Source organism: Sphingomonas sp. BK235 (assembly GCF_004345855.1).
Taxonomy (GTDB): Bacteria; Pseudomonadota; Alphaproteobacteria; order Sphingomonadales; family Sphingomonadaceae; genus Sphingomonas.
On record NZ_SLXN01000002.1, the window covers coordinates 72,292 to 97,389 of the forward strand.

Here is a 25,098-nt window from a genome sequence, read left to right on the forward strand (position 1 = left end):
CCGGCTCAAGGCCGGGATGACGGGTGACGAACGCACTGGTCGCTCGAGTCGTGCGGCGGAGGGCGACCGAGCACCTCCGCCGATCAACGCAGGCGCGATGAGGGCGGCGGCGCCGCTACAGCTTCATGCCCCGCAGCACCGGCTCGATCACCGTGGCCATCGCGTCATAGCCCCGCTCGGTCGGGTGAACGCCGTCATAGGCCAGCCCCGCGCGCATCCCGCCTGCCGCATCCGCCAGCACGGGCGTGTAATCGACGAAGCGCGCGCCCAGCCGCGGCGCGGCCTCGCGGGCCCAGGCGTTGAACGCGCGGATCGGCGCCACCGTCTCCAGCCCCGGCCGCCATGGGAAGTTCGCCGCGGGCGGGATCGAGCCGAGCAGCACCTCGATACGATTGGCGCGCGCTAGCTGGATCATCGCGGTGACGTTGTCGCGCGTCTGCTGCGGCGTCATCGGCCCGGTGTTGCCCGCGATGTCGTTGGTGCCCGCCATCAGGTGGAGCGCGCGCGGGCGCAGCGCGACCACGTCGGCCATCATGCGCAGCACCATCTGCGGCGTGGTCTGCCCGCCGATGCCGCGGTTCACGCGCCCCGGCGTGAAGAAGCCCGGCCGCTTGCTGCTCCAGCCCTCGGTGATCGAGTCGCCGAGGAAGACGATGCCGGTCTTCGCGCGCGCGTCGATCAGCCGGCGGTTGTCCGCGGCGTAGCGGCCGAGCCACGGCCAGTCCTCGTGGAGCCGGCGCTCGGCGGCCTCGTCCGCCGCGGCGGCGGGGGCGGCGAGCGCCCCGGCGGCGATCCCGCCAGCGACTCCCAGCAGCGCGGAACGTCGATCGATCACAGCGAGTCTCCCCAGCGGCATATGTCCTCGGCGGGCGGCGTCGCGGCGCGTGCGCCCGCGGCATCGAGCGCCAGATAGGTCTGCGCCGCGTCGGCCGCGGGCCAGCCTGGCAGGTCGGCGCCGTTCGGGTCGCCCGTCTTCACGAAATTGGCCCAATAGTCGATGAGGTGAAGCCGGCCGAGCGGCTGGTCGGCGTAGATGAACGGGATCTCGAGCGCGTGGCGGGTCGGCGCGCCGGTGGCGCTGCCGTCGAACAGGTAGCGCCACACCTTGCCGCCGCGCTCCCGCATCGTCGCGGCGAAGCGCTGCGCCGGGCAGCGGAAGGTCGCGTCGGTGGCGATGCGCTGGTCGCGCGTGCCGTCGCGATCGGCCGGGTCGGCGCGCGGCTCGGGCTGGTCGAGCCGGTAGAAGCGCCGCGCCTCCGCCTCGTGGCCGGGATAGCTCAGCGCGACGAAGGCGTCGCGGCGGGTGTGCCCGCCGGGCAGGTCGAGCTCGATCCGGTTGGTGCCGATCAGCACATCGACGCCCGGCGCCGCGGCGAGCAACCGGTCGGGCGCCTCGGGGAAGACGGTGCCGTCGACGGTGGTGCGCAGCCAGCGATAGCTGTCGTCGGTGAGCAATTGGTCGTGCGTCGTCTCGCCCGCGACGAGCAGCGGCCAGGCCGCGACCGAGCGCATCGCGGCCGCGTCACCGCGCGCGCCGAGCGCGTCGTCGACCTGATCGCCGAGCCGCAGCGCCTCCTCGCGCGAGCGCCACGGCAAGCCGAAGCCCGGCGTGCCGCTCTCCATGATGGCGCGGTGGAACAGCCCGCGTGCGCCGGGCGCGGCGACGAGCAGCCCGACGTTCTGCGCGCCCGCGCTCTCGCCCGCGATCGTCACGCGCTCGGGGTCGCCGCCGAAGCGCGCGATATTCTCGCGGACCCAGCGCAGCGCCGCGATCTGGTCCTGCGTCGCGAGGTTGCCGCCGCCAGCGCTACGGTGGTGGAGGAAGCCGAGCGCACCGAGCCGGTAGCGCACGCCGACCATGACGATGCCGCGCGCGACGATCGGCGACTCGGCCATGTCGCCGGGCGAGCCGGCGTAATTGGCGCCGCCGTGGATCCAGACGAGGACAGGGCGACGGCCGGTGAGCGACTCGGTGCCGACGTCGAGCGTCAGGCAGTCCTCCGACTGGTGGAGGTGATCGGCGCGGTTCCAGCTGTAGTCCTGCTGGGTGCAGGCGGGGGCCGGCGCCGCGGCGTCGCGGATGCCCGGCCAGCGCGCGGGCGGCGCCGGTGGGGCGAAACGGCGCGGGCCGAGCGGCGGCGCGGCATAGGGGAGACCGCGGAAGACGAGGTGTCCGCCAGCGTTGGTGCCGCGCACGTTGCCCAGGCTGGTGCGCGCAACGGGGGCGGCGCTGCCCGCGTGCTCCTGCGGACGCAGGAACCCAGGGTCACGCGCGCCGGCGTTCGCGGCGCTGGGTTCCTGCGTGCGCAGGAACACAATGTCTGTGGCGGATGGCAAAGCGCGCCCGACCCCCACCTCCGTCATCCCGGACTTGGTCCGGGATCCACCGTTCCGCACATCCGCGGCTCGGTAGGTACGCGGTGACGTGGATCCCGGAACAAGTCCGGGATGACGGAGGGTCAAGGAGGCCCGCCCTTTGGCTAGTCCGCGGACGTCGAGGTCGGCCGCTCCCGTCGCGGCAGCCGCCGCCATCCCCACCAGCGCCAGCGCGGCGAGCAGCGCGTGCCTCACTTCACCGCCACCTTGCTCTCGCGGACGTTCCAGCCCGCCAGCGTCACCGCCGCCGCGATCGCCTCATTCGCGGGATAGCGGATCGCGATCACCTTCTTCTCGCCCGGCAGCAGCGCGACGTAATTGTCGTCGTAATAGGCCGGCAGCACGCGCTTGCCCGCGGCATCGACCAGCGTGAGCTTGGCGTTGAGCGCGGGCACGGCACCGTCGTTGCTCAGCGTCACGCGCACGATGCGGTCCTCGCCCTCCGCCGCACTCTCTACCGACGTCCCCAGCGCGACCGGCGCGAGATCGTTGAGCGCGCGATAGGCGCCCTCGTCGCGGCCGCGCCAGTAGAAGTTCTCCGACACCATCTTCCCCGCGGTGTCGCTCAGCACCAGCTTCACCAGCACCATCGGATGCTCGGCGAACAGTCGGTCGAGCGGCACCGCCGCCAGCGTCGTCGCGGCGTTGGCCGCGGCGTCGAGACGATCCTCGCGCGCGAACAGCTCGCGATTGTCCAGCCCGACGACGCGCACGCGCGCGGTCAGCCCCGGCGCGGCGGCCTGCGTCGTGTTGAGCACCACCAGCTCGTTGCCCGGCAGGTTGAGCTGGACGTGGAGCGGCTCGGTCGCCTTCTTCGCGCCATAGTAAGCCGCGTGCGTGTCATAGTCCCAGGAGTAGATCTGCCACGCGTTGGACGGCCAGGCGGGGTGCGTCATCCACAGCAGTCGCCCCGAGTTCTTGGTCCAGAGATGGCCGAGGAAGCCCTCAAACATCGCCTTGTGCGTCTCCAGATTCATCATCTGCGCCTTGCGCTCGAAGTCGGCGAAGCTGGTGCCCGCGCCGAACATCCGTTCGAGCGTCGCGGTGAAGGTCTTGGTGTCGCCGTTCCCGCTGACGTGCCAGTCGTGATAGGCGAGCACGTCGCCGAGCGGCCAGCGGTCGGCGGCGGGCACGTAGCTGGCGATCGACTCCGCGGTGGACAGCGACGGCGTCCCGGTCTCGACCGAGAAGCCGGTGGCGAGATCGGTGAAATAGCCGACCGGCGAGCGGTAATTGTACGGCCCCGAGCCCTGCAGGTTGACCACGTTCGAGCTGCCGGTGAACCAGCGCGTGCCGTCCAGCTCGAACACCGCCTGGTCGAGCCCCTCGTTGAGCGTGGGATAGGGCACGCCCTCGTTGCGCCCGAACCACAGCACGATCGAGGGATGGTTGCGGTAGCGCGCGATCGTGTCGCGCGCGTTGGCGAGGAACAGCGAGGGGTCGTCGGGCTCGACCTGGAAGTTCTGCGTCGACTGCCAGAAATCGTTGAGCACCATCATGCCGTTCTCGTCGGCGAGATCGAAGAACTCCTCCTCGTCGTTGTTGCCCATCCAGTTGCGGATGACGTTCATGTGCGCCTCGCGCTGGAGCCGGAAGAAGGGCTTGAGCCAGTCGTAGCTCACGCGCTTCATCGCGTCGTCCATCCCCCAATTGCCGCCGCGCGCGGCGATGCGCACGCCGTTGACGCGCAGCGTGAGGTGCGGCTCGGGCAGGGTCTCGGCGATCGGCGTCACCGCCTTCGAGTTCGCGCCCGCGGCGGTGAGCGACTCGGCCCAGCCGCGCGGCGACTCCTTGATCGCGGCGTGGCGCACGTCGATCAGCTTGGTGCCCGCGAGCGCGCCGTCGGTGGTCTGGACGTTGACGCGGCGGAGCGCCCCGGCGGGATCGAACAGCGACAGGTCGTAGCTCACCTCGCGGATGCCGAAGCGGCCCTGGCGCAGGTCGGACACGCCCGCGGCATCGCTCACCTGATAGGTAACGTCGTAGAGGTGCGGTTCGCCATAGCCGTTGGGCCACCACAGCTGTGGGTCGGCGACGCGCAGCTGCGGGAAGTCGCGCGGGGTGAAGGCGACCTCGCTGTGCCCCGGCGCGGCGGTGACCTGCCGCTCGACCGTGACACCGCCGAAGGCGACGCGCACCGTCACGGGCGCGGCCGCGCCGGCATTGTCGAGCGGCACGGTGACATAGACGTCCGCGCTGTCGGTACGCGGCAGCGGCAGGTCGGTGACGACGTGCGGGTCGCCGATCTTGACCGCGCCGGTCGCGACCAGCTCGACCGGGCGCCAGAGGCCGGTGTTGCGGTCGCGGATGCCGGGGATCCAGTCCCAGCCCTCGGTGGCGACGAAGGTGGGGCCGTCGATGGCGAGCTGGCCGCCGTTCTCGCCGACGCCCGCGGCGACCGACTGCTCGTGCGGGATGCCGGGGTGCGGCGGCGGCGAGACGCGCACCGCCACGACATTCTCGCCCGCCACCGGCGTATAGGCGAACTGGCCGCGGATGAACGCGCCGCGCGTGCTGCCGAGCCGCTCGCCGTTCACCCACACCTCGGAGGCATAGTTGATGCCGCCGAAGACGAGCGTCAGCCGCTTGCCCGCCGCCTCGGTCGGGACCGTGAAGCGCGTGCGGTACCAATAGTCCTGCCGGGCGAGCCGCTCGGGAATCTGGAGGTTGTTCAGCCCGTAATAGGGGTCCGGGTAGACGCCGCGGTCGACCAGCGTCTGGAGCACGGTGCCGGGCACGGTCGCGGCGCGCCACGCGTCACCCTTGACGGCGCCGGGGCGCGACAGCGCGGCGCCGTCACCGGCGACCTCGGGCGCAGCGGCGAGCTGCCAGCCGTTGAGCTGCCAATGGCCCGGCGCGGTCGGCTGCACCACCGCCCGCTGCGGCACCGGCTTGGCGACGGGCTTGGTCGTCGCGTCGGCGCGCGACCTGGGGAGCGTCCAGGCGTCCTGCTGGACGGTGAGTCCGATATTGGCGGTCTTCTGGAACGGCCAGCCGACGCCGATCTCGGTCATCTGCACCGTGTCGAAGTCGGGGCGCGCGCGCGCCGCGGCGGCGAGCGCGGGCGCGTCGGTCGCGCCACTCTCCGCTGTCGCACCGACGAGCTGGCCGCCGAAATGTGCCGCGCCGGGCGGCGCGATCGCGATCACGGGCGTCACCGCGGTCGCGCGCGCCGCACCACCGCCGACGCGGCGCCCGTCGACATAGAGCGTCGCGCGCGCGCCGTCCGAGACCGCCGCGACATGGACCCACGTGCCGGGCCTCAGCGCCGGCCCGCGGACCGTCGCCGCGCCGTCGCGCAGCACCAGCCGGCCACCGTCGAGCAGCAGCGCGCGCTGCGTCGGCGCGGCGCCGAGCAGCAGCGCGCGCTGCGTCGGCGCGGCGCCGAGCGCGATCAGCGTGACCGCGCCGTCCTGCACCGAGTCGGGGCGGACCCAGGCGCTCAGCGTGTAGGGCGCACCCGCCGCCGCCAGCGCGTCGGCACGCGCGAGCGGGCGCTCGATCCCGATCCCGCCGGCGAGGCTCCGCACGTTATACGGTCCGCCGTTGCCCGGCACGTCGGCGCGCGCCGCGACCCCGGCGCCGAGCGCCAGTCCGGTCCCCGCCAGCAGCCATGCCGCGCGCTTCATGCTCGCCCCCATCGTCTCTCTTCCCGGTTGGCGCCGCGGCGCGCTGTCACTGTCCCCCGGCCGCGACGCGGCGGAGGAAATCCTGGTGCGGCTCGGCCAGCCGCAACGTGCCCGCGATCGCCTCGCGCATCCGCGTCAGGCTGTCGGCGAGCGTCGCGACGTCATATTGGTCCGCCAGCGGCGACGGGCGCGCGGGCAGGTCGTCGAAGCCGGCGTAGAGGCTGAGCCAGCTCGGGTCCTGGAACGTGTCCCACTCGCGCCGCACGAACTCGCCCGCGGCGCGCCACGCGTCGAGCTTGGCCTGGAGCCCGTCGGTCGGCGGCACCGCGCGGATCGCGTCCCAGAAAGGTTCGCCCTCGCGCCGGTTGGGGAGATAGTGGAGCAGCAGGAAGTCGCGGATCCGCTCGAACTCCAGCACCGACTGGCGGTTGTAGGTCGCCGCCAGCCGCGGGTCGAAGCCCTGATCGGGGAACAACGGCGCGAGCCGGTCGAGCCCCGACTGGATCAGCGAGATGCTGGTCGACTCGAGCGGCTCGAGGAAACCCGAGGCGAGCCCGAGCCCGACGACGTTCTTCTCCCAGAAGCGCGCGCGATGCCCCGCGGTGAAGCGCAGCCGGTTGGCCGGCGCGAGCGCCTCGCCCTCGATACTCTCGCGCAGCAGCGCCTCGGCCGCGTCGTCGCTCGCGAAATCGGAGCAATAGACATAGCCGTTGCCGGTGCGGTGGCGCAGCGGGATATGCCACTGCCACCCCGCCGGACGCGCCGTCGCGGTGGTGAGCGGGCGATGCGGCCCCGACGCGCGGCACGGGATCGCCACCGCGCGGTCGCACGGCAGCCAGCGGCGCCAGTCGACGTACGGCACTTCCATCGCCTCGCCGAGCAGCAGGCTGCGGAAGCCCGAACAGTCGATCCACAGGTCGCCCTCGAGGCGCGTGCCGTCCTCGAGCCGTACCGCCGCCACGGTGCCGCGCTCGCCGTGGCGGAGCACCTCGGTGATGCGGCCCTCGACGTGGCGGACATGGTTGGCCAGCGCCAGCCGCTTGAGCAGCGCGGCGAACTTCGACGCATCGAAGTGGAGCGCGAAGTTGAACACGCCGAGGTCGTTCGCCGGCCGCTCGGCGGGCGGCAGGAACAGGTCGCGCTCGGCCAGCTGGGTCGCGACGCAATAGGCCCCGAGCGGGGTCGGGTCGCCCGCCTGGCGCAGCTTGAGCCAATAATGGTGGAAGGCGACGCCGCGCGCCGCCACGCCGTACAGGCCGAAGGGGTGGAAGAAATCGTGGCCGTCGCGCTGCCAGTCGCGGAAGCGGATGCCGTATTTGATCGTGCCCTCGGTCTGGCGCAGCACCTCGGCCTCGCCGAGCTCGACCGCGGCGAGGAAGTCGCGGATCGCGGGCACGGTCGCCTCGCCGACGCCGACGGTGCCGATCGCGGCGCTCTCGACCACGGTGATGGCGAGCCGCAGGTGCGCGAAGCGGCGCGCCAGCCAGGTCGCCGCCATCCAGCCGGCGGTGCCCCCGCCGACGATCGTGATCGAGCGGATCGGTGCGTGCGTCATGATGCGTCCCTCACCCGCCACCGCTCCTGCCCGAGGGCAAGAGCGGTGACCAGGACGATCAGAAGCGGACGCGCGCGCCGGCGATGAAGCGCCGCTCGTAGATGTTCTCGTTGAACACCTGATCGGTCCAGGTGAGATAGTAACGCTCGGTCTCGGCGGTCAGGTTGGAGGCCTGGCCGTAGAGGGTGAAGAACGGCGTCACGTCATACGAGATCGAGGCGTCGAGATAGTTGGTCGGCTTCTGATATTGCGCCAGACCTTCGATGCCGCCGTAGTTGGACGACACCAGCCGCTTCGAGCGGTAGTTGTACGCCACGCGCGCCTGCAGGCCATATTTCTCGAACCACAGCGCCGCGTTGATCTGGTGCTTCGAATTGTCCTGGAACGGCTGGTTGTTGCCCGCCAGATCGACGAGCCCCGCGTCGCCCAGCGACAGCGTGTAATTGGCGTCGACGCCGAAGCCGCCGAACAGCCCGTTGACGCCATAGTCGGCGAGCGACTGGCGCGCCGAGAGCTCGATGCCCTTGAGCGTCCCGCCCTCACCCTGGCGGAAGGTGTTGGTGGTGACCGGACGGCGGATCACACCGTCATTGTCCGGGATGTCGTTGCGCAGCTCGGTGGTGCGGTCGATGAAGCTGTCGACCGCGATGTAGAAGGCGCCGGCCGCGACCAGGCTCGACCGCCCGGTGTAATATTCCAGGCTGCCCTCGACGTTGGTGGCCCGCCACGGGTTGAGGTTCGGGTTGCCGAGCGAGTCGGCGGTGCGCGCCTCGAAGCGCGACGGCGACACGTTGGTGTTGATCGCATAGTTGATGTTGAGGCCGCCGCCCCACTGCTGGAAGTCGAGCAGCGTCATCGTCTTCGAGAAAGCGGCGCGCGCGCGCAGCTTGTCGGTGACGTCGAAGGCGATGTTGATCGAGGGCAGGAAGTCGGTGAAATCGCGCTCGGTGACGAGGTCACCCGCGTCGACGCCGGCGACGCCATAGGGCTGCGGCACGCCCACGATGTTCTGGCGGACGTTGAGGCGGGTGTTGACCACCTGCAAGCCGCCGTTGGCGCGGAACGCCATCCCGAGCAGCTCGCCCTCGCCCGCCACCTGCGCGTAGCCCGAGATCTGGCGCGTGTTGACGTCGAACGACGAGGCCGGGTTCACGATGTTCTGGCTGCCCGGATAGAAGGTGTTCTGCCAGGCTTCGCTGTTGTCCATCGCCTTGGGATCGAGCGCCCACAGCGCCGGCGTCCCCGCGGCCGGCAGCGCATATTGCTTGACCAGGCCCGCGAAGATCGGGTCGGTCGCCTGCCGCGTCAGGCCCGCCGTATAGGCCGTGCCGCCGGCGTCCAGCACCGAGCACGACTTGTCGTTGAGGTTGACGTCGAACGCCTTCCATTTGACGAGGCAGCCCGCCGCCGGGTTCTGCGGATTGTCGGTGTTGCCGGCGTAGAACGGCGACACGCGGTCGAACGTATATTGCTCGACGCTGCGCTCGCCGTAGCGCGCGCCGAAGGCGACCTTGAGCTGGTCGTTGGCCTGCCACTCGCCGTCCGCACGCAGCGCCCAGATGTCGCCGTTCTGGTAGACGTTGCCCTCCGACGAGATCGTCTTGAGGCCGTAGCGCGAGGCGTCACTCGCCTGGGCGAGGAAGGCGGGCGAGAAGCCGAACACCGGGGCGCCGCTGGAATAATCCACCGTCGCGGTCTGGCCGTAGACCTGATAGCCCGTCGGGTTGAACTGGCGGTCGCCGCCGACCGACGCCGGGTAATTGCCCAGGCCGCCGATCTGTTGCCCGCCGGGATTGGCGCTGCCGTCGGGCTGATAGCCCCATTGGCGGCCGTTGGTCAGGCTGAACTGGGTGTAGGACTGATCGCGGTCGCGCGACGCCTTGCCGTAGATGCCGCGTACCGTCGCCTTGAACGTCTCGCTCGGCTTCCAGTCGAGCTGCAGGTTGTAATTCTGCGACTCGCTCTTGGTGCGGAACGTCTCCGAATAGCTGTCGAAGCTGGGCAGGCTGTAGGTATATTGCTGGACGGTGTTGACGTTGAACGGCCGGTTGACCGTGATCGCGTCGCGCCCGTCACCGGCCTGGTTCAGCCGGTCGCCGATGTTCACCGCCTGCTGATAGACCGCGCCGGTGTCGCGCGACTGGGTCGGCGAGAACGGCGAGGACAGCCAGTCGACGTTCTGGAACTGGAAGCCCGCGGTGCGGTCATATTGCGTCTGGCGCGTGTAGAAGCCGTCCGCCGTCAGCCGCAGCGAGTCGCTGATCTCGAACTGGAACGAGGCGTTCGCGCCGAAACGCTGGCGATCGGTGATGCGGTTCCATGCCGTGTGCGACTGCGGCGTGATGAACGTGTCATTGGCGTCGCCGTCGCCGTTGAGGTCATAGCCGAGCAGCGTGCCCGCGGAGTCGCGCACCGGCGTACCGCGGCTGACGCCGTTGTTGCCGATGGCGAATTGTCCGGCGACCGCGGGCGAGAGGGTGCCGTCCGGGTTGGTCACCGCGCCGCGGCCATATTCGTTGTTCAGCGCGACGCCATAGTCCTGCAGCCCGCGGAAGCTGTTCGCCAGCGTCAGGTCGCTGTACGACGCCGACACGAGCAGTCCGAAGCGCTCGCCGTGATAGGCGACCAGCCCGTTGAACGACGGGTTCCACTTCTCGGTCTTGTCGCCATACTGGCCCTCGCCCGCGGCCGAGAAGGTCAGGCCCTGCTTGAGGTCGAACGGACGCCGCGTCAGCAGGTCGATCGTGCCGGTGAGGCCCGCCTGCTGGAGCGACGCGGTCGGCGACTTGAATACGGTCGCGCCCGAGAAGAGCTGCGACGGGATGTCGGTGAAGTTCGGCTGCACCGTCGTCACCGAATTGGCGCCGAGGAACTGCTCGCCGTTGAGCAGGGTGGTCACCTGCGGCAGGCCGCGGATGTTGACCGCGGCGCCCTCGCCCGCGTCGCGGCGGATCTGCACGCCGGGGATGCGCTGAAGCGAGTCGGAGATGGTGACGTCGGGCAGCTTGCCGATGTCCTGCGCGCTGATCGCCTCGACGACGCTGTCGGCGTTGCGCTTCACCTCGATCGCGCGCGCCTGCGAGGCGCGGATGCCGGTGACGACGATGTCGGCGGGCTCGTCACTCGCCTGGTCGGGCGCGGCGACCCGGTCGGGGTCGGTGGTCGCGGCATCGCCGGTCGCGGTGCCGGCGCCGGTCTGCGCGACCGCGCTGAGCGGCACGCCGAGCAGGCCGACCAGCGAAACCGCCGCCAGCAGCTTCGCGCGGCCACCATTCAATCCGTTGAAACCCTTCATCATTCCCCTCCCCGTCGGACGCGCTCTTCGGCGATACGTCAATCAATTTGCTTTAATCTGTCCAAGTTCTCTCACTGTCAAGCGACAAAGAGGCGGGTGCGGCACGATGATGTGAACGTTCCCTCACACCGGCGTTATTTGGTAAGATCAATGTGGCACGAAGATCACATAGTATACCGCGCAATAGTCGTTCGTCGCGCGTCGACGAGCCGTCGTCGCGTCGCGGCGTGTCGATCCGGCGCCGCGCTTGATACAGGTGAGTTACTCCCGGTTCACGCTTCGGCGGTATACAGACCTCGGTTCACAGGATTTTCCATGCCGCGTCGCATCCGTTCCCTGCTGGGGTCGCTCAGCACCGACGTCCGCGCGCACGCCGACCGCTCCGAGGCGATCGCGTCGCAGACCAAGCTGCTCGCGATCAACGCCGCTATCGAGGCGGCGCGCGCGGGCGAGGCCGGGCGCGGCTTCGGCATCGTCGCGCAGGAGGTGAAGTCGCTCGCGGCGCAGGCCAGCAGCCTGTCGCGCGCCTTCCGCGAGGAGCTGCTCGGGCGGCTGCGCCAGGGCAGCGAGATCGCCGCCGAGCTGGTCGGCGAGCTGGAGGCGGGGCGGCTCGGTGAGCTGGCCCAGTCGATCGCCGACGCGCTGTCGCGGATGCTGTACGATCGCGCGATCGACGTCCGCTTCCTCGCCTCGGACCATTCGATCCGCACCAGCCTGCTGCTCGACGAGGACGATCGCGCCGGCGCGCGGGCGATGGAGCGGCTCCGCGCATTGCTCAGCTATTCCCCCTATTTCCTCAACGCCTTCCTGGTCGACGCCACGGGCAAGGTGCGCGTCTGCGCGCACGAGAATATGGCCGTGCGCGACGTCCAGTTCGCCGAGTTCGCGCAGTTCCGCCGCGTCATGGCGGGCGGCGCCGCGGCCGGCTGGCTGACCGACGAAGTCTGGGAGAACCCCTGGTCCAACGATCGCAAGGTGCTGATCTTCGTCGCGCCGGTCGCGTGCGAGGGCACGATCGTCGGGATCTGCTACCTCGAGTTCGATTTCGAGGGGCAGGTCGATCAGATGATCGGCGTGCTGCGCCAGAGCAATGCGCGCGCCACCATCTCGATCGTCGACCCCGCCGGCCGCGTCGTCGCCACCACCGGCGGCTATCGCTTCCTCGATCCGCACCCGCATGTGGTGGATCGGCGCGAGCGGATCACGCGCTCGCTCGACGGACTGGTGGTGGCGCAGGCGAGCGTCCCGACCGATCATGGCGTGCCCGGGCTCGGCTTCCGCTGCGTGATCGAGGACCATGTCGCGAGCGAGTCCGAGATCCGCGACGTCCTCGCGGCGCGCTGACGCCGCGGACCCTTCTGGCGCGGTGGCACGTTCCCGCCGCCCGTGCCCGACCTCACCGCCCCGCCGCCCCCGCTCGCCTTCCTCGTCGCCGAGAGCGAGCCGCCCGACGCGCGCGCGCGCCGGCGCGACAGCGTCGGCCGCAGCTCGGGCGAGACCTATGCGGCGCTGCTCGCGCGGCTCGCCCCGGAGGCGACCGTCACGCGGATCACCCCGGCCGACGCGGAGGCCGCGCCGCTCACCGCAGCGGCGATCGCGAGCCATGACGCGGTGTTCCTCACCGGCTCGCCGCTCCACCTCTACGAGGAGAGCCCGGCCTGCGACCGCATCATCCGGTTCATGCGCGCGGTGTTCGCCGCTGGGGTGCCGTCGTTCGGCTCGTGCGCCGGGCTCCAGGTCGCGGTGGTCGCGGCGGGCGGGCGCGTCCGCGCGATGGGCGAGCGGCGCGAGGCGGGGTTCGCGCGCCGGATCGCGCCGACCGCGGCGGGGCGCTCGCATCCGCTGCTGCGCGGCCGCCCGCCCGCCTATGACGCGCCGGCGATCCACACGGACGAGGTGGCCGACCTGCCCGCGGGCGCGACCCTGCTCGCCACCAACGGCGAGACGCGCGTCCAGGCGGCCGAGATCCGCCACGGCGGCGGTGTCTTCTGGGGCGTGCAATATCATCCCGAGCTGCCGCTGGACGAGGTCGCCGCCGCGCTGGAGCGCCAGGCCGATGACCTGGTCGCGCACGATCTCGCGCGCGACCGCGGCGAGGTGGAGGCGCAGGCGGCGCTCGTCCGCGCGCTCGGCGACGCGCCCGGGCGGCGCGATCTGGCGTGGCGGCTCGGTCTCGACCGCGAGGTGACCGATCCCGCGCGCCGCACGCTCGAGCTGCGCAACTTCATCGATCTGCTCGTCCGCCCGCGTCGCGCCAACCGGCGCGGCTGACGCGCGGGAACAGCCGCGCGGCTCGAACGTCGGACGCGTACACCAACCCGCAGGAGCCCCGCATGGCGATCTTCAACAAGGACATGGTCGAGCTCGCGCAGAAGAACGAGCTGTGGCAGAAAGAAGTGTATCGTGACGCCAAGGTACAGATCGTGCTGATGAGCATCCCCGCCGGGGAGGAGATCGGCACCGAGACGCATCGTGCCGACCAGACCACGTACATCGTCGCCGGCGAGGCGCAGTTCGTGATCGACGGCCATGCCGCCAAGGCGGGCGCCAACCATCTCGTCGTCGTACCCAAGGGCGCCGAGCACAATGTGATCAACAAGGGCAGTGGCGCGCTCAAGCTCTTCTCGGTCTACGCGCCCCCGGCCGAGCCCGAGGGTGCCGCCTTCCGCACCAAGGCCGAGGCGGAGGAGGCCGAGAAGGGCCTGCTCGCCAAGGCCGCCGACGCGATCCGCGAGACGGTCGGCCACTGATCGCGGCCGACGCGGCGGCACTCAGGCGACGCCGTCCGCGTCGCCGGGTGCCGCCGCGGCCGATCCCGGTGGCGCCATGCCGGGCAGCAGATAGGCGAGATGGATCTCGCGCTCGCGCGCCATCGTGTAGAGCGTCGCGACCCAGGGCAGCAGCGCGCGGAGGCTCGCCTCGTCCTCCGCGTCGATCGCCTCATGCCCTTCGGTGCAATCGTGCAGCGAGGCCGCCGCGGTCTCCAGCGCGCTGATGAACATCTGCTGCTCGTGCAATTGCTCGACGCAGCCGTCGAGCGTGGCGACCACCTCGCGCAGCGCGGCCCCGCCGCCGCTCACCACCGCGTCGGAGCGTGAGCAGGCGGTGCGGACCACCGTCAGCGCGTCGCGCAGCACCGTCCGCTGATCGCCCGCGGCGAGGTCGACGTCGCGCACCAGCGCCACCGCGCCGAGCGACTCGATCAGCGCCGCCACGTCGACGCGGCGCTGCTCCAGCCGCCGAGCGCAGGGATCCACTTCGGTCGCGATCACCGCCACCGCGCGCCCGGTGGCGCCGTGGCGACGGCATAGCAGCCGCGTGTTGATCGCGATGTCCTGCACGTCCTGCGTGATCTTGCGCACGCGCGCGAGCCCGCGGCCGAGGTCGACCACGGTCTCGTCGACGAAGGCGGACAGCATCGCCAGCTGCTGGTCGGCGTCGAACAATTGTCCGGTGACTTCCCCCACCGCGGCGATGCCGCGTTCCAGCCGCAGCAGCGCCGCAGTCCCCGCCTCTTCGACCTCGCCCGGCGCCTCCGCGCCGTCGGGCGCGGGCGCGGCGGGGTCGCTCGCCTGTGCCGTCACCAGCGCGAGCAACTCGCCGGTCAGCGGCCTCAGCCCGCTCAGCGCGTCGAGCAGCGCGATGCTGTCCTGGCGAAAGTCGTCCGCGGTCGCGCGCATCTGCGCCGCCACCAGCCGCGCCAGATGGGCCACCGCGCCGCGCGGCGGCGGCGGCGTGCCCGCGCCGCTCGCGGACGGATCGATGGCGCGCAGCACGGCGACGCAATGGCCGACGCGCTGGCGCACACCGTCGCCCAGCTCGATCGCGGCGAGGACGTGCCGCACCTCCGCCTCGACCCGGCGCGCGATCGCACCCGCGCGCGCGGCGACACGTGCGACCGCGGCGAGCTCGCCCTCGAGCGCGTCCGCGCTGGCACTCAGCTCCGCGGGCGCCTGCGCGCCGACGCGCGCGAACTCCTGCGCGAGCATCTGGTCGGTCGCCTGAACGTCGGCGACGATGCGGCCGAACCGCTCCAGCTCCTGCGCGAAGCGGCGCAGCTCCTGCTCGCTGTCGTCCAGCTTCTCCTGCATCACCGCGACGAACTGGAAGAAGGCCGGCTCGCCCGCCGAGGCGATCTTGATGCTCATGCCGTAGCAGCCGAGCAGCCGCATGATCTCGCCCATGTCGGCGAGCAGCCCGCGCAGCGCGCGCGACCGCTGGATCAGCAGCGCGACGTCCTCGCCGCGCTGACGCTGCGCCGCGGGGAGGCCGTCGAGCCGCGCCGCCGCGGCACGCAGCTGCGCCACCGCCATGCCCGCCTGTTCGGGCGCGAGCGCGTGCTGCGCCGCCTCCAGCACGCCCGCCACCCGCTCGATCGTCGCGACCGTGATCGACAGCGTCTCGCCGATCGCGCGAAAGCGTTCGTCGAGCTCGGCCGACAGGGCGTTGAGCCCGTCGATCAGCTGCTCGATCGGGGTAAGATGGCGGTCGGGCTCGATCGTGGCCATCAGCATCCTCGCTCTCCTGTCACTGTCGCGCGCCCGCCTGGAGCAGCTCGCGCGCGATCCGGCCCAGCGGCACCACCCGATCCGCCGCGCCGTGGGCGATCGCTTCCCTGGCCATGCCGAACACCACCGACGTCTCCTCGTCCTGCGCGATCGTGCGCGCGCCGGACCGGCGCAGGTCGAGCAGCCCGCGCGCGCCGTCGTCGCCCATCCCGGTCAGGAGGATGCCCACCGCATTAGCCCCGGCGGCGCGCGCGGCGGAGCGGAACAGCACGTCCACCGAGGGGCGGCGGCACGCCACCAATGGCCCGTCGCGCAGCTGGACGAAGTAGCGTGCGCCACGCCGCCCCAGCAGCGTGTGGCGCGTGCCGCCCGGCGCGATCAGCACGCGCCCGCGCGTCAGCTCGTCGCCGTCGCTCGCCTCGCGCACCTCCACCGCGGCGAGCGTGTCGAGCCGCCGCGCGAGCGCCCGCGTGATCGGCTCGGGCAGGTGCTGCACCACCACGGTCGCGGGCGCCCCGGCGGGCAGCGCGGCGATCACCTCGATCAGCGCCGCCGTGCCGCCGGTGGCGGCGCCGACGCACACCACTGGTCCGGCGGCATGCGACGGGGCCGGTATCGCCTCGGCGGGAAGCCGGCGCGGCGGCGCCTCCGTCGCGGGGCGGGGCAGCGGACGCGCGCGCGCCGCCCCCTTCACCGTCGCGCGGATGTGCGCGTGGCGCTCCTCCCGCTGCGCGATCGCGTCGACGCGCGGCAGCAGGATCACGTCGACCGCGCCCGCCTCCAGCGCCACGAACAGCGCCTCCGCTTTGTCCTCCAGCGCCGACGCGCACATCACCACTGGCAACGGACGCTGCGCCATCAGCTCGCGCAGGAAGGTGAGCCCCTGCCGCCGCGGCATCGCCGCCGCGAGCGTGATGACGTCGGGTGCCGCCTCGCGGATCAGGCGCGCGGCGACGAAGGGATCGGCGGCGACGGTCACCGCCATCGCGGGATCCGCGCGCAGGATCGACGACAAAACGTCGCGGGCGCTCGCGCTGTCGTCGATCACCAGAACGCGGATCGGCGCCATCGCGTCACGCCCGCGCGACGACGACAGCCGCCGCGGGCGTCGATCGCAGGTCGCGCGGCGCGACGTCAGCGGGCAAGGAAGGACCCTCCGCGGCCGTAGCCACGGCAGCGATCATCGCGCCCTCGCGTGTGCCAGACGAAGCCGGTCGCGCGTGGCCGCGACGCGGAGCGAGCGCTTGCGCCGCGTCGGCGCGGCATCGCCGTCGGCGCGGCCGTCGCGCGACGCCGCGATGACGCACGGCATGGTCGGATCGTTATGGGGGCGCGCCATCGAAATCTCCACGGAGAGGGTCGGTCGGGCGACCGGCTCCCTCTATGATAGAGGGTGCCGGCGCGGATCGGCCGCGGTGACGCGCGTTCCTGATGGTGTCGGCGCGCATGGGCATCGTGACGGGATGCGGATCGCCCGCGATGATCCGACAGGCTCAAGCCACGGCGCGTTCCTCTCGCCATGCCGCCGCGCGTCGGCGGGCCGCGTCGTGTGATGTCCCGGACCGTTGGCCCCGGCGTGCCCTGCGCGGCAGGACGACCGAGCGCGCTCGCCTCCATCCTAGCCGATCGCGACTCTCCGGCGGTGACGGCGCGTCCGCCGCGCGGCCGCGCGCGTCGCTTCACTTTGACGGTAAGATGAGCACCTTAGCCTCGCCGAACCGCGGGGCGAGCGGCGCTCGGGCGCCACTTTGAGTCAGACTCATTTTGGCGATGAGGCGGGCCGCACCTAGAATGAGGTATGTGTCCGGTGCCAGCGATCAGCCGTCGAGCCGCAGCGCTTCCTCGACCAGAAGGACGGGCACGCCGTCGCGCACCGGATAGGCCAGCCGCGCCACGTCCGACACCAGCCGGCCGCTCGCCGCATCGTAGCGCAGCGGCGTGCGCGTGGCGGGGCACACCAGCCGCGCCAGCAGCCAATCGTCGAGCATCGGCGGGCGCGACGGGTCGCTCATTGCAGCGTCACGCGGTCTTCGCCGTCGTGGCGTCCGAAGAATTGCATCAACTGGACCAGCAGCTCGGCACGGTCGGCGATGCCCGCGGCCTCGAGCAGCGCCTGTTTGGCCGCGACGTCGAACGGCGCGATCTGCGCGATCCCGTTGACCAGGCTGGTGTCGTCCAGCCGTCCCACCGCCTTCCAGTCGACCGCATAGCCCTGCGCCTCGGCGAAGCGGCGCGCCTCCAGCTCGAGCGAGGCGCGCGCGCCCAGCGACAGCGTCTCATCCGCGTCGGTGTCGATCAGCTCGGCCTCGACCTGGCGGAAGGGGGTCGCCACCTCGATCTCGCGCAGCACGCGGAACAGCGACACGCCCTGGAGGATCAGATTGTAGCGCCCGTCGTCCAGCGCCTCCACCTCGGCGATGCGGCCGACGCAGCCGACCGCGAACAGGTCGGGGACGGCATTGTCCTCGCTGTCGGGACGCGGCTGGATCATCGCGATGCGGCGGTCGCGCGCCATCGCGTCGGACACCATCGCGCGGTAACGCGGCTCGAAGATATGCAGCGGCAGATGCAGCTGCGGGAACAGCAGGGCGCCCGGCAGCGGGAAGATCGAGAGCCGCGTCCGCTCGCTCATCCGAACAACGTCGCGGACAATTTGCGCCGCTGTGCCGATACCCAGGGGTCTTCGAGCCCGACCACCTCAAACAGCTTGAGGAGCTGCTGGCGCGCCGCGCCGTCGTTCCAGTCGCGTTCGCGCGCGACGATCGCGAGGAAGCCCTGCGCCGCGGCATCACGGTCCCCCGCCGCCATGCGCGCGTTGGCGAGATCGTAGCGCGCCTGCAGGTCGTCCGGGTCCGCCGCCACCGCCGCCTCGAGCGGGGCGAGGTCGTCGATCGCGGGGGCGGAGCGCGCCAGGGCGAGCGCCGAGCGCGCGCGCGCGACATCGGGCTGCGCCGCCACGTCCTCTGGCAGCGCGGCGATCGCGGCATCGGCCTCGTCGACCTGCCCCGCCGCGACCAGCGCGCGGATGCGGCCCGAGAGCACCGCGGGATGATCCGGCGCCATATCGGCGAGCTGGTCGAAGATCGACAGCGCGCGCGCGGCGTCGCCCTCGGCGAGCACCTGCTCCCCCATCGCGATCAGCGGCTCGAGCTCGGCCTCGGCCGCCTGCGCCTCGCCCGCGATCGGCAGCTGGCGCAGCAACTGGTCGAGGATCGTGCGCAGCTGCGACTCGGTGCGCGCGCTCGTCAGATCGGCGACGAGCTGGCCCTGGAACATCGCATAGACCGTCGGGATCGAGCGGATCTGGAACTGCGCCGCGACGAACTGATCCTTGTCGGTGTCGACCTTGACCAGCACCACGCCCTTGTCGGCATAGTCGGCCGCCACCTTCTCCAGGACGGGGGCGAGCGCCTTGCACGGGCCGCACCATTCGGCCCAGAAATCGATGATGACGAGGCTGGTCATCGACGGCTCGACGACCTCCGACCGGAAGCGCTGGACGGCTTCCTTCTCTGCCGGTGACATTCCTAGCGTGGCCAAAGCGGCGCTCCTGCGATTGTGGGCGCCCTTATGTGGGAAGGCGGCGGGGGATACAAACCCCCCGCGCCCGAGTGTGGCGGGCGCCGCGCCGCGCGCGCGGCACCCGCAGGCTCAGAAGGCCGCGGTAAGCGAGACCACCAGCTTGCTCCCCGCGATCGAGCCCGTGCCGTCCTGCCCGCGGCTGAAGCTCGGCTGGAGATAGGCCGCCTCGCGCATCGTGATGTCGGTGTCGACATAGGCGACGCCGAGCGTCAGCGGCGTGCTCGGCACGGCGTAATCGACGCCCAGCATCCAGTCGACATATTCGCCCGTCGGCGCGACGCTGGTGGCGAACGGCCCGAGCCCGCTGTTGCCCTTGGACGCGCCGATATGCGCCTTGGCGGTCAGCCCGGTGTCCGGGATCGCCGCGGCGATGTCGCCCCAGACGTAGAGATTGTCGTTCTTGTCGCCGGGCCGGTCATAGACGCCGTTCGCCGCCGAGGTGCCGTTGAGATACCAATTGCCGAGCGCCTCCTGCTTGGGCGCATAAGCGACGCCGGCGGTCAGCGACGCGGGGCCGAGCGTACCCGACAGCTTCACGTAGGGCTCGATGAAGTCGGTGTTGTTGAAGCCGCCCGGGTACATGTACCAGGTCGCGCCGATGTCGAGCGTGCCGTCGCCGACCGGGAACTTATACCCCGCGATCAGATCGAGCTCCATGTTGGCGCCGCCGAACGTACCCCAGCCGGCGAGGTTCGATCCCCAGGTGCCGATATAGAGACCGCTCTCGTGCGCGATGGTGAGGCCGCCCTGCACCGCCAGATTCTCGTCCGACTGCGACACGCCGCGGAAGCGATAGTCGCTGACCAGCCCGACGGAGCCGGAGACGGTGATGGGCTTGGGCGGATCGGTGTCCTGCGCGGCGGCGGGAACGGCGAGGCCGGCGGCGAGCAGCACGGCGGCGAGACGAAGCGTGTAGTTCATGGAACCTCCCTTGTGGCAGAGGCTCCTCCTGCTCGTGACCCGGGCGTGCTCTCCCCCGCGCCCCGCGAAAGGCGACGGGAGGGCAGCCGCTAAGCCACCCTCCCGAGGTATTCGGACCGTGTTGCCCGATTATTTCCGCTTCGTGTCAAAAGGTTTTGCTGCACTCGCTCAGTGGCGATGGTCCGCCAGTGTGGCGATCCTGCCACGTGCGCCGGTGATCTCGACCTTGGCACCGGTCGCGCGGCGGCGCTGGAACCAGTCGCGCAGCATCTCGGCGCTGGTATGGTCCACCGCGTCGAGTCGCGACGCGTCGATCCGCACGTCGGTGCCCGCGGGGACACGGTCGAGTGTCTCCGACAGCTTGGGCAAGGTGACGAAGGTGGCGGTGCCGTCGAGCGTGATCGCGTGCGAGTCGCCGTCGCTCGCCTCGAACACCTTGAGGCGCAGGCGGCGCAAGTGCGGCACCAGCTCGAGCATCGTCAGCCCGATGCCGACCAGCACGCCGGTGAGCAGATCGGTCGCCACCACCGTCGCCAGCGTCGCCGCCCAGATCAGCACCGGCAGCACGCCATAATCGCGGAACAGGTGCGTGGCGTGCTTGACGCTGACCAGCCGCACCCCGGTGACCACCAGGATCGCGCCGAGCGCGGCCATCGGGATCGCGGTCAGCACGAAGGGCAGCGCCGCGACGAAGCCGAGGATCCACACGCCGTGCAGCATCGACGACAGCCGCGTCGCCGCCTGCGCCTGGACGTTGGCCGAGCTGCGCACGATCACGCCCGTCATCGGCAGCGCGCCGGCGAGGCCGCACAGCAGGTTGCCGACGCCCTGCGCGCGCAGCTCCTTGTTGTAATCGGTGCGGACGCCGTCGTGCATCTTGTCCACCGCGGCGGCGGAGAGCAGGGTCTCGGCCGAGGCGATGAAGGCGATCGCCACGCCCGCCGCGAGGATCGACGGGTTGAGCCAGGTCGCCAGCGCGGAGGTGCTGGGCGGTGCGATGGCGCCGAAGATCGAATCGGGCACCTGCACGCGCGCCACCTCGACCCCGAGCGTCAGCGACAGCAGCGTGCCCACCACCACGCCCACCAGCGCGCCCGGCAGCAGCCGCATCGCTTTCGGGCGGAATTTCTCCCAACCGAGCATCGCCAGGATCGTCGCCACGCCGATCGCGAAGGCGAATTCGGTCGCCCGAAGGTTGCTCGACAGGCCGAACAGCCGGCCGGGCGCCGCGGCGAGGTTCTGCAGCCCGCTGGGCAGCGGGCGGTGATCGAACAGCACGTGGAACTGGCCGACGACGATCAGCACGCCGATGCCGGCGAGCATGCCGTGCACCACCGCCGGCGAGATCGCCTTGAACCACCCGCCGAGGCGGAACACGCCCGCGGCGAACTGGACGAGCCCGGCGAGGATCAGGATCGGGCCGAGCGCGCCGATGCCCTGGTCGCGCACCAGCTCGTAGACGATCACCGCCAGCCCCGCGGCGGGGCCGCTGACCTGGAGCGGCGAGCCCGCGATCGCGCCGACGACGATGCCGCCGATGATGCCGGTGATGAGGCCCTTCTCCGCGGGCACGCCCGAGGCGATCGCGATCCCCATGCACAACGGCATGGCGACGAGAAAGACGACGATCGAGGCGGTGAGATCGCGGCCGAGGAAGCGGAGCGACGGCACCGAGACACCCGGGCGGGCGACCGCCGCGGCCTGCGTCGTGGGATGAGTGACGCTGACCATCACGCGATCCCGCCGCGCGCGACCGTCCGGTCGCCTCGAGGGAGATCGCGCGACCGCGGCAAGCGCGGCTCCGCGAGACTGAACACGCGTCCGACGGCCTGGTTCACGGCGACGACCTCCCGATGAGTAATCGTCCAGGTAGTAGCGCCGCGCGATGTCCACTGTTCGGCCACGACGTGTCGTTGTGTTGCTCGCCGCGCGCGGGTGGGCCGAGAAGCAACGACACCTTGCGGAGGCGCGCCCTCCATCGAAGTGCCGCGTCCCCTCACCGTCGCGGCAGGACGATCTCCGCGCGCAACCCGCCCTCGGGACGGTTCGACAGCGTCAGCGTCCCGCCCTCGGCGGCGACCGCGAGCTGGACGATCGGCAGGCCCAGCCCGAAGCCCACCGTGTCGCGCCCGCGCGCGGGGTCGAGCCGCACGAACGGTTCGAGCACGCGGTCGAGCTCGTCGTCGGGGATGCCCGGCCCGTCGTCCTCCACCCGGATCGTCAGCGCGCCGTCGGGCGGCAGCAGCGTCAGCGTCGCGCGCTCGCCGTAGTGGAGCGCGTTCTCGACCAGGTTGACCAATGCGCGCTTGAAGCCGAGCCGCCGCACGCTCCACTCGCAATGGTCCGGCCCTTCGTAGCGCGCGTCGGCGCCGCGATCCTGCGCGTCGTCGATGATCGTCGCGCACATCACCGCCAGATCCACCGCGCCCGGCGGCTCGGGCTCGGCCTCGCCGCCGAGGAAGGCGAGCAGCGAGGTGATCATCGCCTCCATCTCGGTGACATCGTGCGCGATCGCCTCGCGCGTCTCGGAGCGCGGCAGCGACTCGGTGCGCAGGTGCAGCCGCGCCAGCGGCGTGCGCAGGTCGTGCCCCACCGCGGCGAGCGCCTGCGTGCGCCCCGCGATCAGCGCCTGGATACGGTCCTGCATGCGGTTGAACGCGCCGATCACGCGGCGCACCTCGCCCGGCCCGTCCTCCTCCACCGGCACGACGTCGCCGTGGCCGACGCGCTCGGCCGCGGCGGCGAGCCGGCGCAGCGGCAGCAGCACGCGGCGCAGCAGGATCCCGCCCAGCACCATCAGCGCGATCGCCGGCACCATCGCCAGCGCGATCCGCTCGAACGCGAGGTTGATCGTCGCGACCGGCTCGAGCGTGCGGAAATACAGCCAGCTGCCGTCGTCGAGCCGCAAGCCGCCGGTCACCACCGAGCGCCGCCCCGGGGTCTGCACGCGCAGCCGGAGGTCGGTCGCGGCGAGCGAGGGCTCCCACTCGATCACCTGCCGCTGCATCTCGTCGAGCGCGGGCGCGATCGGGGGCGGCGGGGGCAGCGCCTCGCTCCAGCGCAGCGCGTAGCGCTCGGTGGTGAGTTCCGCGGCCATGCGCTCGCGCTGCGCCGCGGGGCGTTCGGCGAGCAGGCGGCGGCTGATGACGAGATGCTCGGCGAGCCGGTTGGCCTCGTCGTCGCGCACCGCGAAGCGGCTGGCGCGCTCGTACAGCAGGGTGCTGGCGCCGAACTCGATCACCAGCGTCAGCAGCAGGATCGCCACCACCTGGCCGAGCAGGCCGAACGCGGGGCGGCGCAGGAAGCGCATCCGCGGCGGCGTCAGCCGCGCTCGACCGGGGCGTTGAGCATATAGCCGACCCCGCGCACCGTCACGATCGGCGCAGGGGCCCCAGCGCTGCCGAGCTTGCGGCGCAGCCGGCTGATCAGCACGTCGATCGAGCGGTCCGAACTGTCGCCCAGCCGTGTCCGGCTGAGCTCGATCAGCCGCTCGCGCGCGATCACGCGCTGCGCATGGTCCGCCAGCACGACGAGCAGGTCGAACTCGGCGCCGGTGAGGTCGACGATCGCGCCGCTGGGGGAGCTGAGCTCGCGCCGCGGCAGGTTGATCGTCCAGCCGTCGAAGGTCAGCATGCCCTGGTCGCCCGCGCCGGCGCGGCGGTCGAGCGCGGGGCGGCGCAGCACCGCGCGCACCCGCGCCACCAGCTCGCGCGTGCCGAACGGCTTGGCGATATAATCGTCCGCGCCCAGTTCGAGCCCGACGACGCGGTCGGTCTCGCTCGCGCGCGCCGACATGAAGATGATCGGCACGTCGCTCTTCTGGCGCAGCGAGCGGCACAGGTCGATCCCGCTGGTGCCGGGCAGCATGATATCGAGCAGCACGAGGTCGACCGGCCCCGAATCGAGCGCGAGCCACATCTCGGGCGCGGCGGAGGCGGGGCGCACCGCGAAGCCATTCTCCTGCAGCGCGCGCGCGGTGAGCATGCGGAGCGAGGGATCATCCTCGACGAGCAGGATCGTTGGAGCGGTCATGCCAGCGGGACGTAAGGTCAGGGCTGATCGGGGTCAATTCGCACGTGCGGGAGAAAAATGCGCTTCCGTGTAAAAAGCTGTTGCCGGGCGTCGGGGCCGCTGCTAGTGGCCGCGCCTCACCCAGCCGGTCCTGACGAACAGGGGCGGCACAGGCGCCAGAGCGGGCGTAGCTCAGGGGTAGAGCACAACCTTGCCAAGGTTGGGGTCGAGGGTTCGAATCCCTTCGCCCGCTCCAGTCTTTCCGAACATTGTGGTGCGATGACGGCGGTCCTTCTGGGCCGTTTTCCTGCGTTCCCGCCCCGCCCTGATCGCGGGGAAGCATGGGGGGAGCAGCAGACGAGCCGTCATACTGCTCTCGGTGGATCGCTATCCGGGTGTCGCGATCGACATCAGTCTCACCGATCGATCGTGTCAGAGCGATGCAGCCGTTGAAGAAATGGACAAGCCCCATCCAGATGGGAATGGGAGAGAGACGGCGTGGCCGTTCTCGGCATCGATCGACAGATGAAAAAGGCGGATCGTTTACAAGACCGATGTTTGGGAAGTTTCAGCCGTCGACCGCCGGCCCGAGCGCTTCGATGATCCGACATTCAGCCACGGTGCCGCCGTCACAGGAGTCGATGACCGTCTTCAGTTCGCGGCGGAGTGCGGTCAGGTCGGCGAGCTTGCGGTCCACCGCGCGCAGATGCTCGCTGGCGATACGGTCGATGGCGGCGCAGTCGCACGTCCGATCGTCCGACAGGCCCAGCAGCGTGCGCACCTGATCGATCGAGAAGCCGAGGTCGCGCGCGCGCCGGATAAACGACAGCCGTCCCAGCTCAGCCGCGCCATAGGTACGGTAGTTGCCGCCACTACGGGGCGGCTTCGGCAGCAGGCCAATGCGCTCGTAATAGCGGACCGTTTCGACCTTGGTGTTGGTGGCTTTTCCCAGATCGCCGATCGTCAGCGCCATGCCCTTGACCCTGTAGCTGTTACAGACATTAGAGGGGGTGTCGCGCTCGGCTTCAAGAGGTGACGACATGGCAGGCGGATGCTGCGGCGGCTGTGCCGCTCCCACCGACCGGGACGACGCGCGCGCATGGCGGCGCGTGCTGTGGATCGCGCTCGCCATCAACGACGGCATGTTCGGTGTCGAGATCGTCACCGCTGCGCTCGGCGTCTTCGGCACCGGCCGGATATAGCGGTCACTACGATCCTCGG

At 71.3% G+C, this 25,098-nt stretch carries 20 protein-coding genes and 1 tRNA gene; 5 read left to right on the forward strand and 16 right to left on the reverse strand.

The genetic code is table 11. The features are described from left to right. Window positions 1-115 precede the first annotated feature (115 nt). The 5 genes from EV292_RS05860 to EV292_RS05880 all read right to left on the reverse strand — a co-directional run bounded on the left by EV292_RS05860 (window position 116) and on the right by EV292_RS05880 (window position 10,855). A complete protein-coding gene (locus EV292_RS05860) occupies window positions 116-835 on the reverse strand; it encodes a GDSL-type esterase/lipase family protein (RefSeq protein ID WP_243693637.1) in 720 nt (239 codons plus the stop codon). After that, on the reverse strand, window positions 832-2,316 hold the full coding sequence (locus tag EV292_RS05865; protein ID WP_165927033.1) for a carboxylesterase family protein: 1,485 nt from the start codon (window positions 2,314-2,316) through the stop codon (window positions 832-834). Before EV292_RS05865 ends, EV292_RS05860 begins: the two co-directional genes overlap by 4 nt. Window positions 2,317-2,567: 251 nt before the next feature. After that, window positions 2,568-6,005: a LamG-like jellyroll fold domain-containing protein gene (locus EV292_RS05870; RefSeq protein WP_132908286.1), complete on the reverse strand. Its 3,438-nt coding sequence runs from the start codon at window positions 6,003-6,005 to the stop codon at window positions 2,568-2,570. 46 nt (window positions 6,006-6,051) lie between these two features. Continuing rightward, a complete protein-coding gene (locus EV292_RS05875; protein WP_132908287.1) occupies window positions 6,052-7,560 on the reverse strand; it encodes a tryptophan halogenase family protein in 1,509 nt (502 codons plus the stop codon). Between the two features lie 58 nt (window positions 7,561-7,618). Next, window positions 7,619-10,855 carry a TonB-dependent receptor gene (locus tag EV292_RS05880; RefSeq protein ID WP_132908288.1) on the reverse strand — a complete coding sequence of 1,079 codons (3,237 nt, stop codon included), beginning with the start codon at window positions 10,853-10,855 and terminating at the stop codon, window positions 7,619-7,621. Window positions 10,856-11,170: 315 nt separating this feature from the next. Between EV292_RS05880 and EV292_RS23335 the strand changes: the two genes are divergently transcribed. The 3 genes from EV292_RS23335 to EV292_RS05895 all read left to right on the forward strand — a co-directional run bounded on the left by EV292_RS23335 (window position 11,171) and on the right by EV292_RS05895 (window position 13,605). Next, window positions 11,171-12,199, forward strand: a complete 1,029-nt coding sequence (locus EV292_RS23335) for a methyl-accepting chemotaxis protein (RefSeq protein WP_132908289.1) — start codon at window positions 11,171-11,173, stop codon at window positions 12,197-12,199. A gap of 42 nt (window positions 12,200-12,241) precedes the next feature. Next, a complete protein-coding gene (locus EV292_RS05890) occupies window positions 12,242-13,126 on the forward strand; it encodes a type 1 glutamine amidotransferase (RefSeq protein WP_132908290.1) in 885 nt (294 codons plus the stop codon). A gap of 62 nt (window positions 13,127-13,188) precedes the next feature. Continuing rightward, on the forward strand, window positions 13,189-13,605 hold the full coding sequence (locus tag EV292_RS05895; protein WP_132908291.1) for a cupin domain-containing protein: 417 nt from the start codon (window positions 13,189-13,191) through the stop codon (window positions 13,603-13,605). Between the two features lie 21 nt (window positions 13,606-13,626). Here the strand turns inward: EV292_RS05895 and EV292_RS05900 are convergent, their stop codons facing one another. The 10 genes from EV292_RS05900 to EV292_RS05940 form a co-directional block, all read right to left on the reverse strand. Next, window positions 13,627-15,369, reverse strand: a complete 1,743-nt coding sequence (locus EV292_RS05900; RefSeq protein ID WP_132908292.1) for a hypothetical protein — start codon at window positions 15,367-15,369, stop codon at window positions 13,627-13,629. A 13-nt stretch (window positions 15,370-15,382) separates the two neighbouring features. Further along, entirely contained in the window at window positions 15,383-16,432 is a 1,050-nt protein-coding gene (gene cheB / locus EV292_RS05905; RefSeq protein WP_132908293.1) for a chemotaxis-specific protein-glutamate methyltransferase CheB, read from the reverse strand. 111 nt (window positions 16,433-16,543) lie between these two features. After that, the gene (locus tag EV292_RS22515; protein WP_165927034.1) at window positions 16,544-16,702 is read right to left on the reverse strand and encodes a hypothetical protein; all 159 of its coding nucleotides are present in this window, start codon (window positions 16,700-16,702) and stop codon (window positions 16,544-16,546) included. Between the two features lie 478 nt (window positions 16,703-17,180). Beyond that, complete coding sequence (locus EV292_RS05910) at window positions 17,181-17,375, reverse strand: Trm112 family protein (RefSeq protein ID WP_132908294.1); 195 nt, start codon at window positions 17,373-17,375, stop codon at window positions 17,181-17,183. Next, window positions 17,372-17,995, reverse strand: a complete 624-nt coding sequence (locus EV292_RS05915; RefSeq protein WP_132908295.1) for an LON peptidase substrate-binding domain-containing protein — start codon at window positions 17,993-17,995, stop codon at window positions 17,372-17,374. The genes EV292_RS05910 and EV292_RS05915 overlap by 4 nt, the downstream gene beginning before the upstream one ends. Then, window positions 17,992-18,888: a tetratricopeptide repeat protein gene (locus EV292_RS05920; protein WP_132908837.1), complete on the reverse strand. Its 897-nt coding sequence runs from the start codon at window positions 18,886-18,888 to the stop codon at window positions 17,992-17,994. Before EV292_RS05920 ends, EV292_RS05915 begins: the two co-directional genes overlap by 4 nt. A 126-nt stretch (window positions 18,889-19,014) precedes the next feature. Beyond that, the gene (locus EV292_RS05925; RefSeq protein WP_132908296.1) at window positions 19,015-19,866 is read right to left on the reverse strand and encodes a TorF family putative porin; all 852 of its coding nucleotides are present in this window, start codon (window positions 19,864-19,866) and stop codon (window positions 19,015-19,017) included. A 168-nt stretch (window positions 19,867-20,034) separates the two neighbouring features. After that, complete coding sequence (locus EV292_RS05930) at window positions 20,035-21,597, reverse strand: SulP family inorganic anion transporter (RefSeq protein ID WP_132908297.1); 1,563 nt, start codon at window positions 21,595-21,597, stop codon at window positions 20,035-20,037. A 265-nt stretch (window positions 21,598-21,862) separates the two neighbouring features. Then, window positions 21,863-23,176 carry an ATP-binding protein gene (locus tag EV292_RS05935; RefSeq protein WP_132908298.1) on the reverse strand — a complete coding sequence of 438 codons (1,314 nt, stop codon included), beginning with the start codon at window positions 23,174-23,176 and terminating at the stop codon, window positions 21,863-21,865. A gap of 11 nt (window positions 23,177-23,187) precedes the next feature. Continuing rightward, complete coding sequence (locus tag EV292_RS05940) at window positions 23,188-23,898, reverse strand: response regulator transcription factor (RefSeq protein ID WP_132908299.1); 711 nt, start codon at window positions 23,896-23,898, stop codon at window positions 23,188-23,190. A gap of 160 nt (window positions 23,899-24,058) precedes the next feature. Between EV292_RS05940 and EV292_RS05945 the strand changes: the two genes are divergently transcribed. Further along, window positions 24,059-24,133: transfer RNA gene (locus tag EV292_RS05945), tRNA-Gly, on the forward strand. A gap of 312 nt (window positions 24,134-24,445) precedes the next feature. Here EV292_RS05945 and EV292_RS05950 read toward each other — a convergent pair. Then, entirely contained in the window at window positions 24,446-24,850 is a 405-nt protein-coding gene (locus EV292_RS05950) for a helix-turn-helix domain-containing protein (RefSeq protein ID WP_132908300.1), read from the reverse strand. A gap of 67 nt (window positions 24,851-24,917) precedes the next feature. Between EV292_RS05950 and EV292_RS05955 the strand changes: the two genes are divergently transcribed. Further along, window positions 24,918-25,079 carry a hypothetical protein gene (locus EV292_RS05955; protein WP_243693638.1) on the forward strand — a complete coding sequence of 54 codons (162 nt, stop codon included), beginning with the start codon at window positions 24,918-24,920 and terminating at the stop codon, window positions 25,077-25,079. Window positions 25,080-25,098 lie beyond the last annotated feature (19 nt).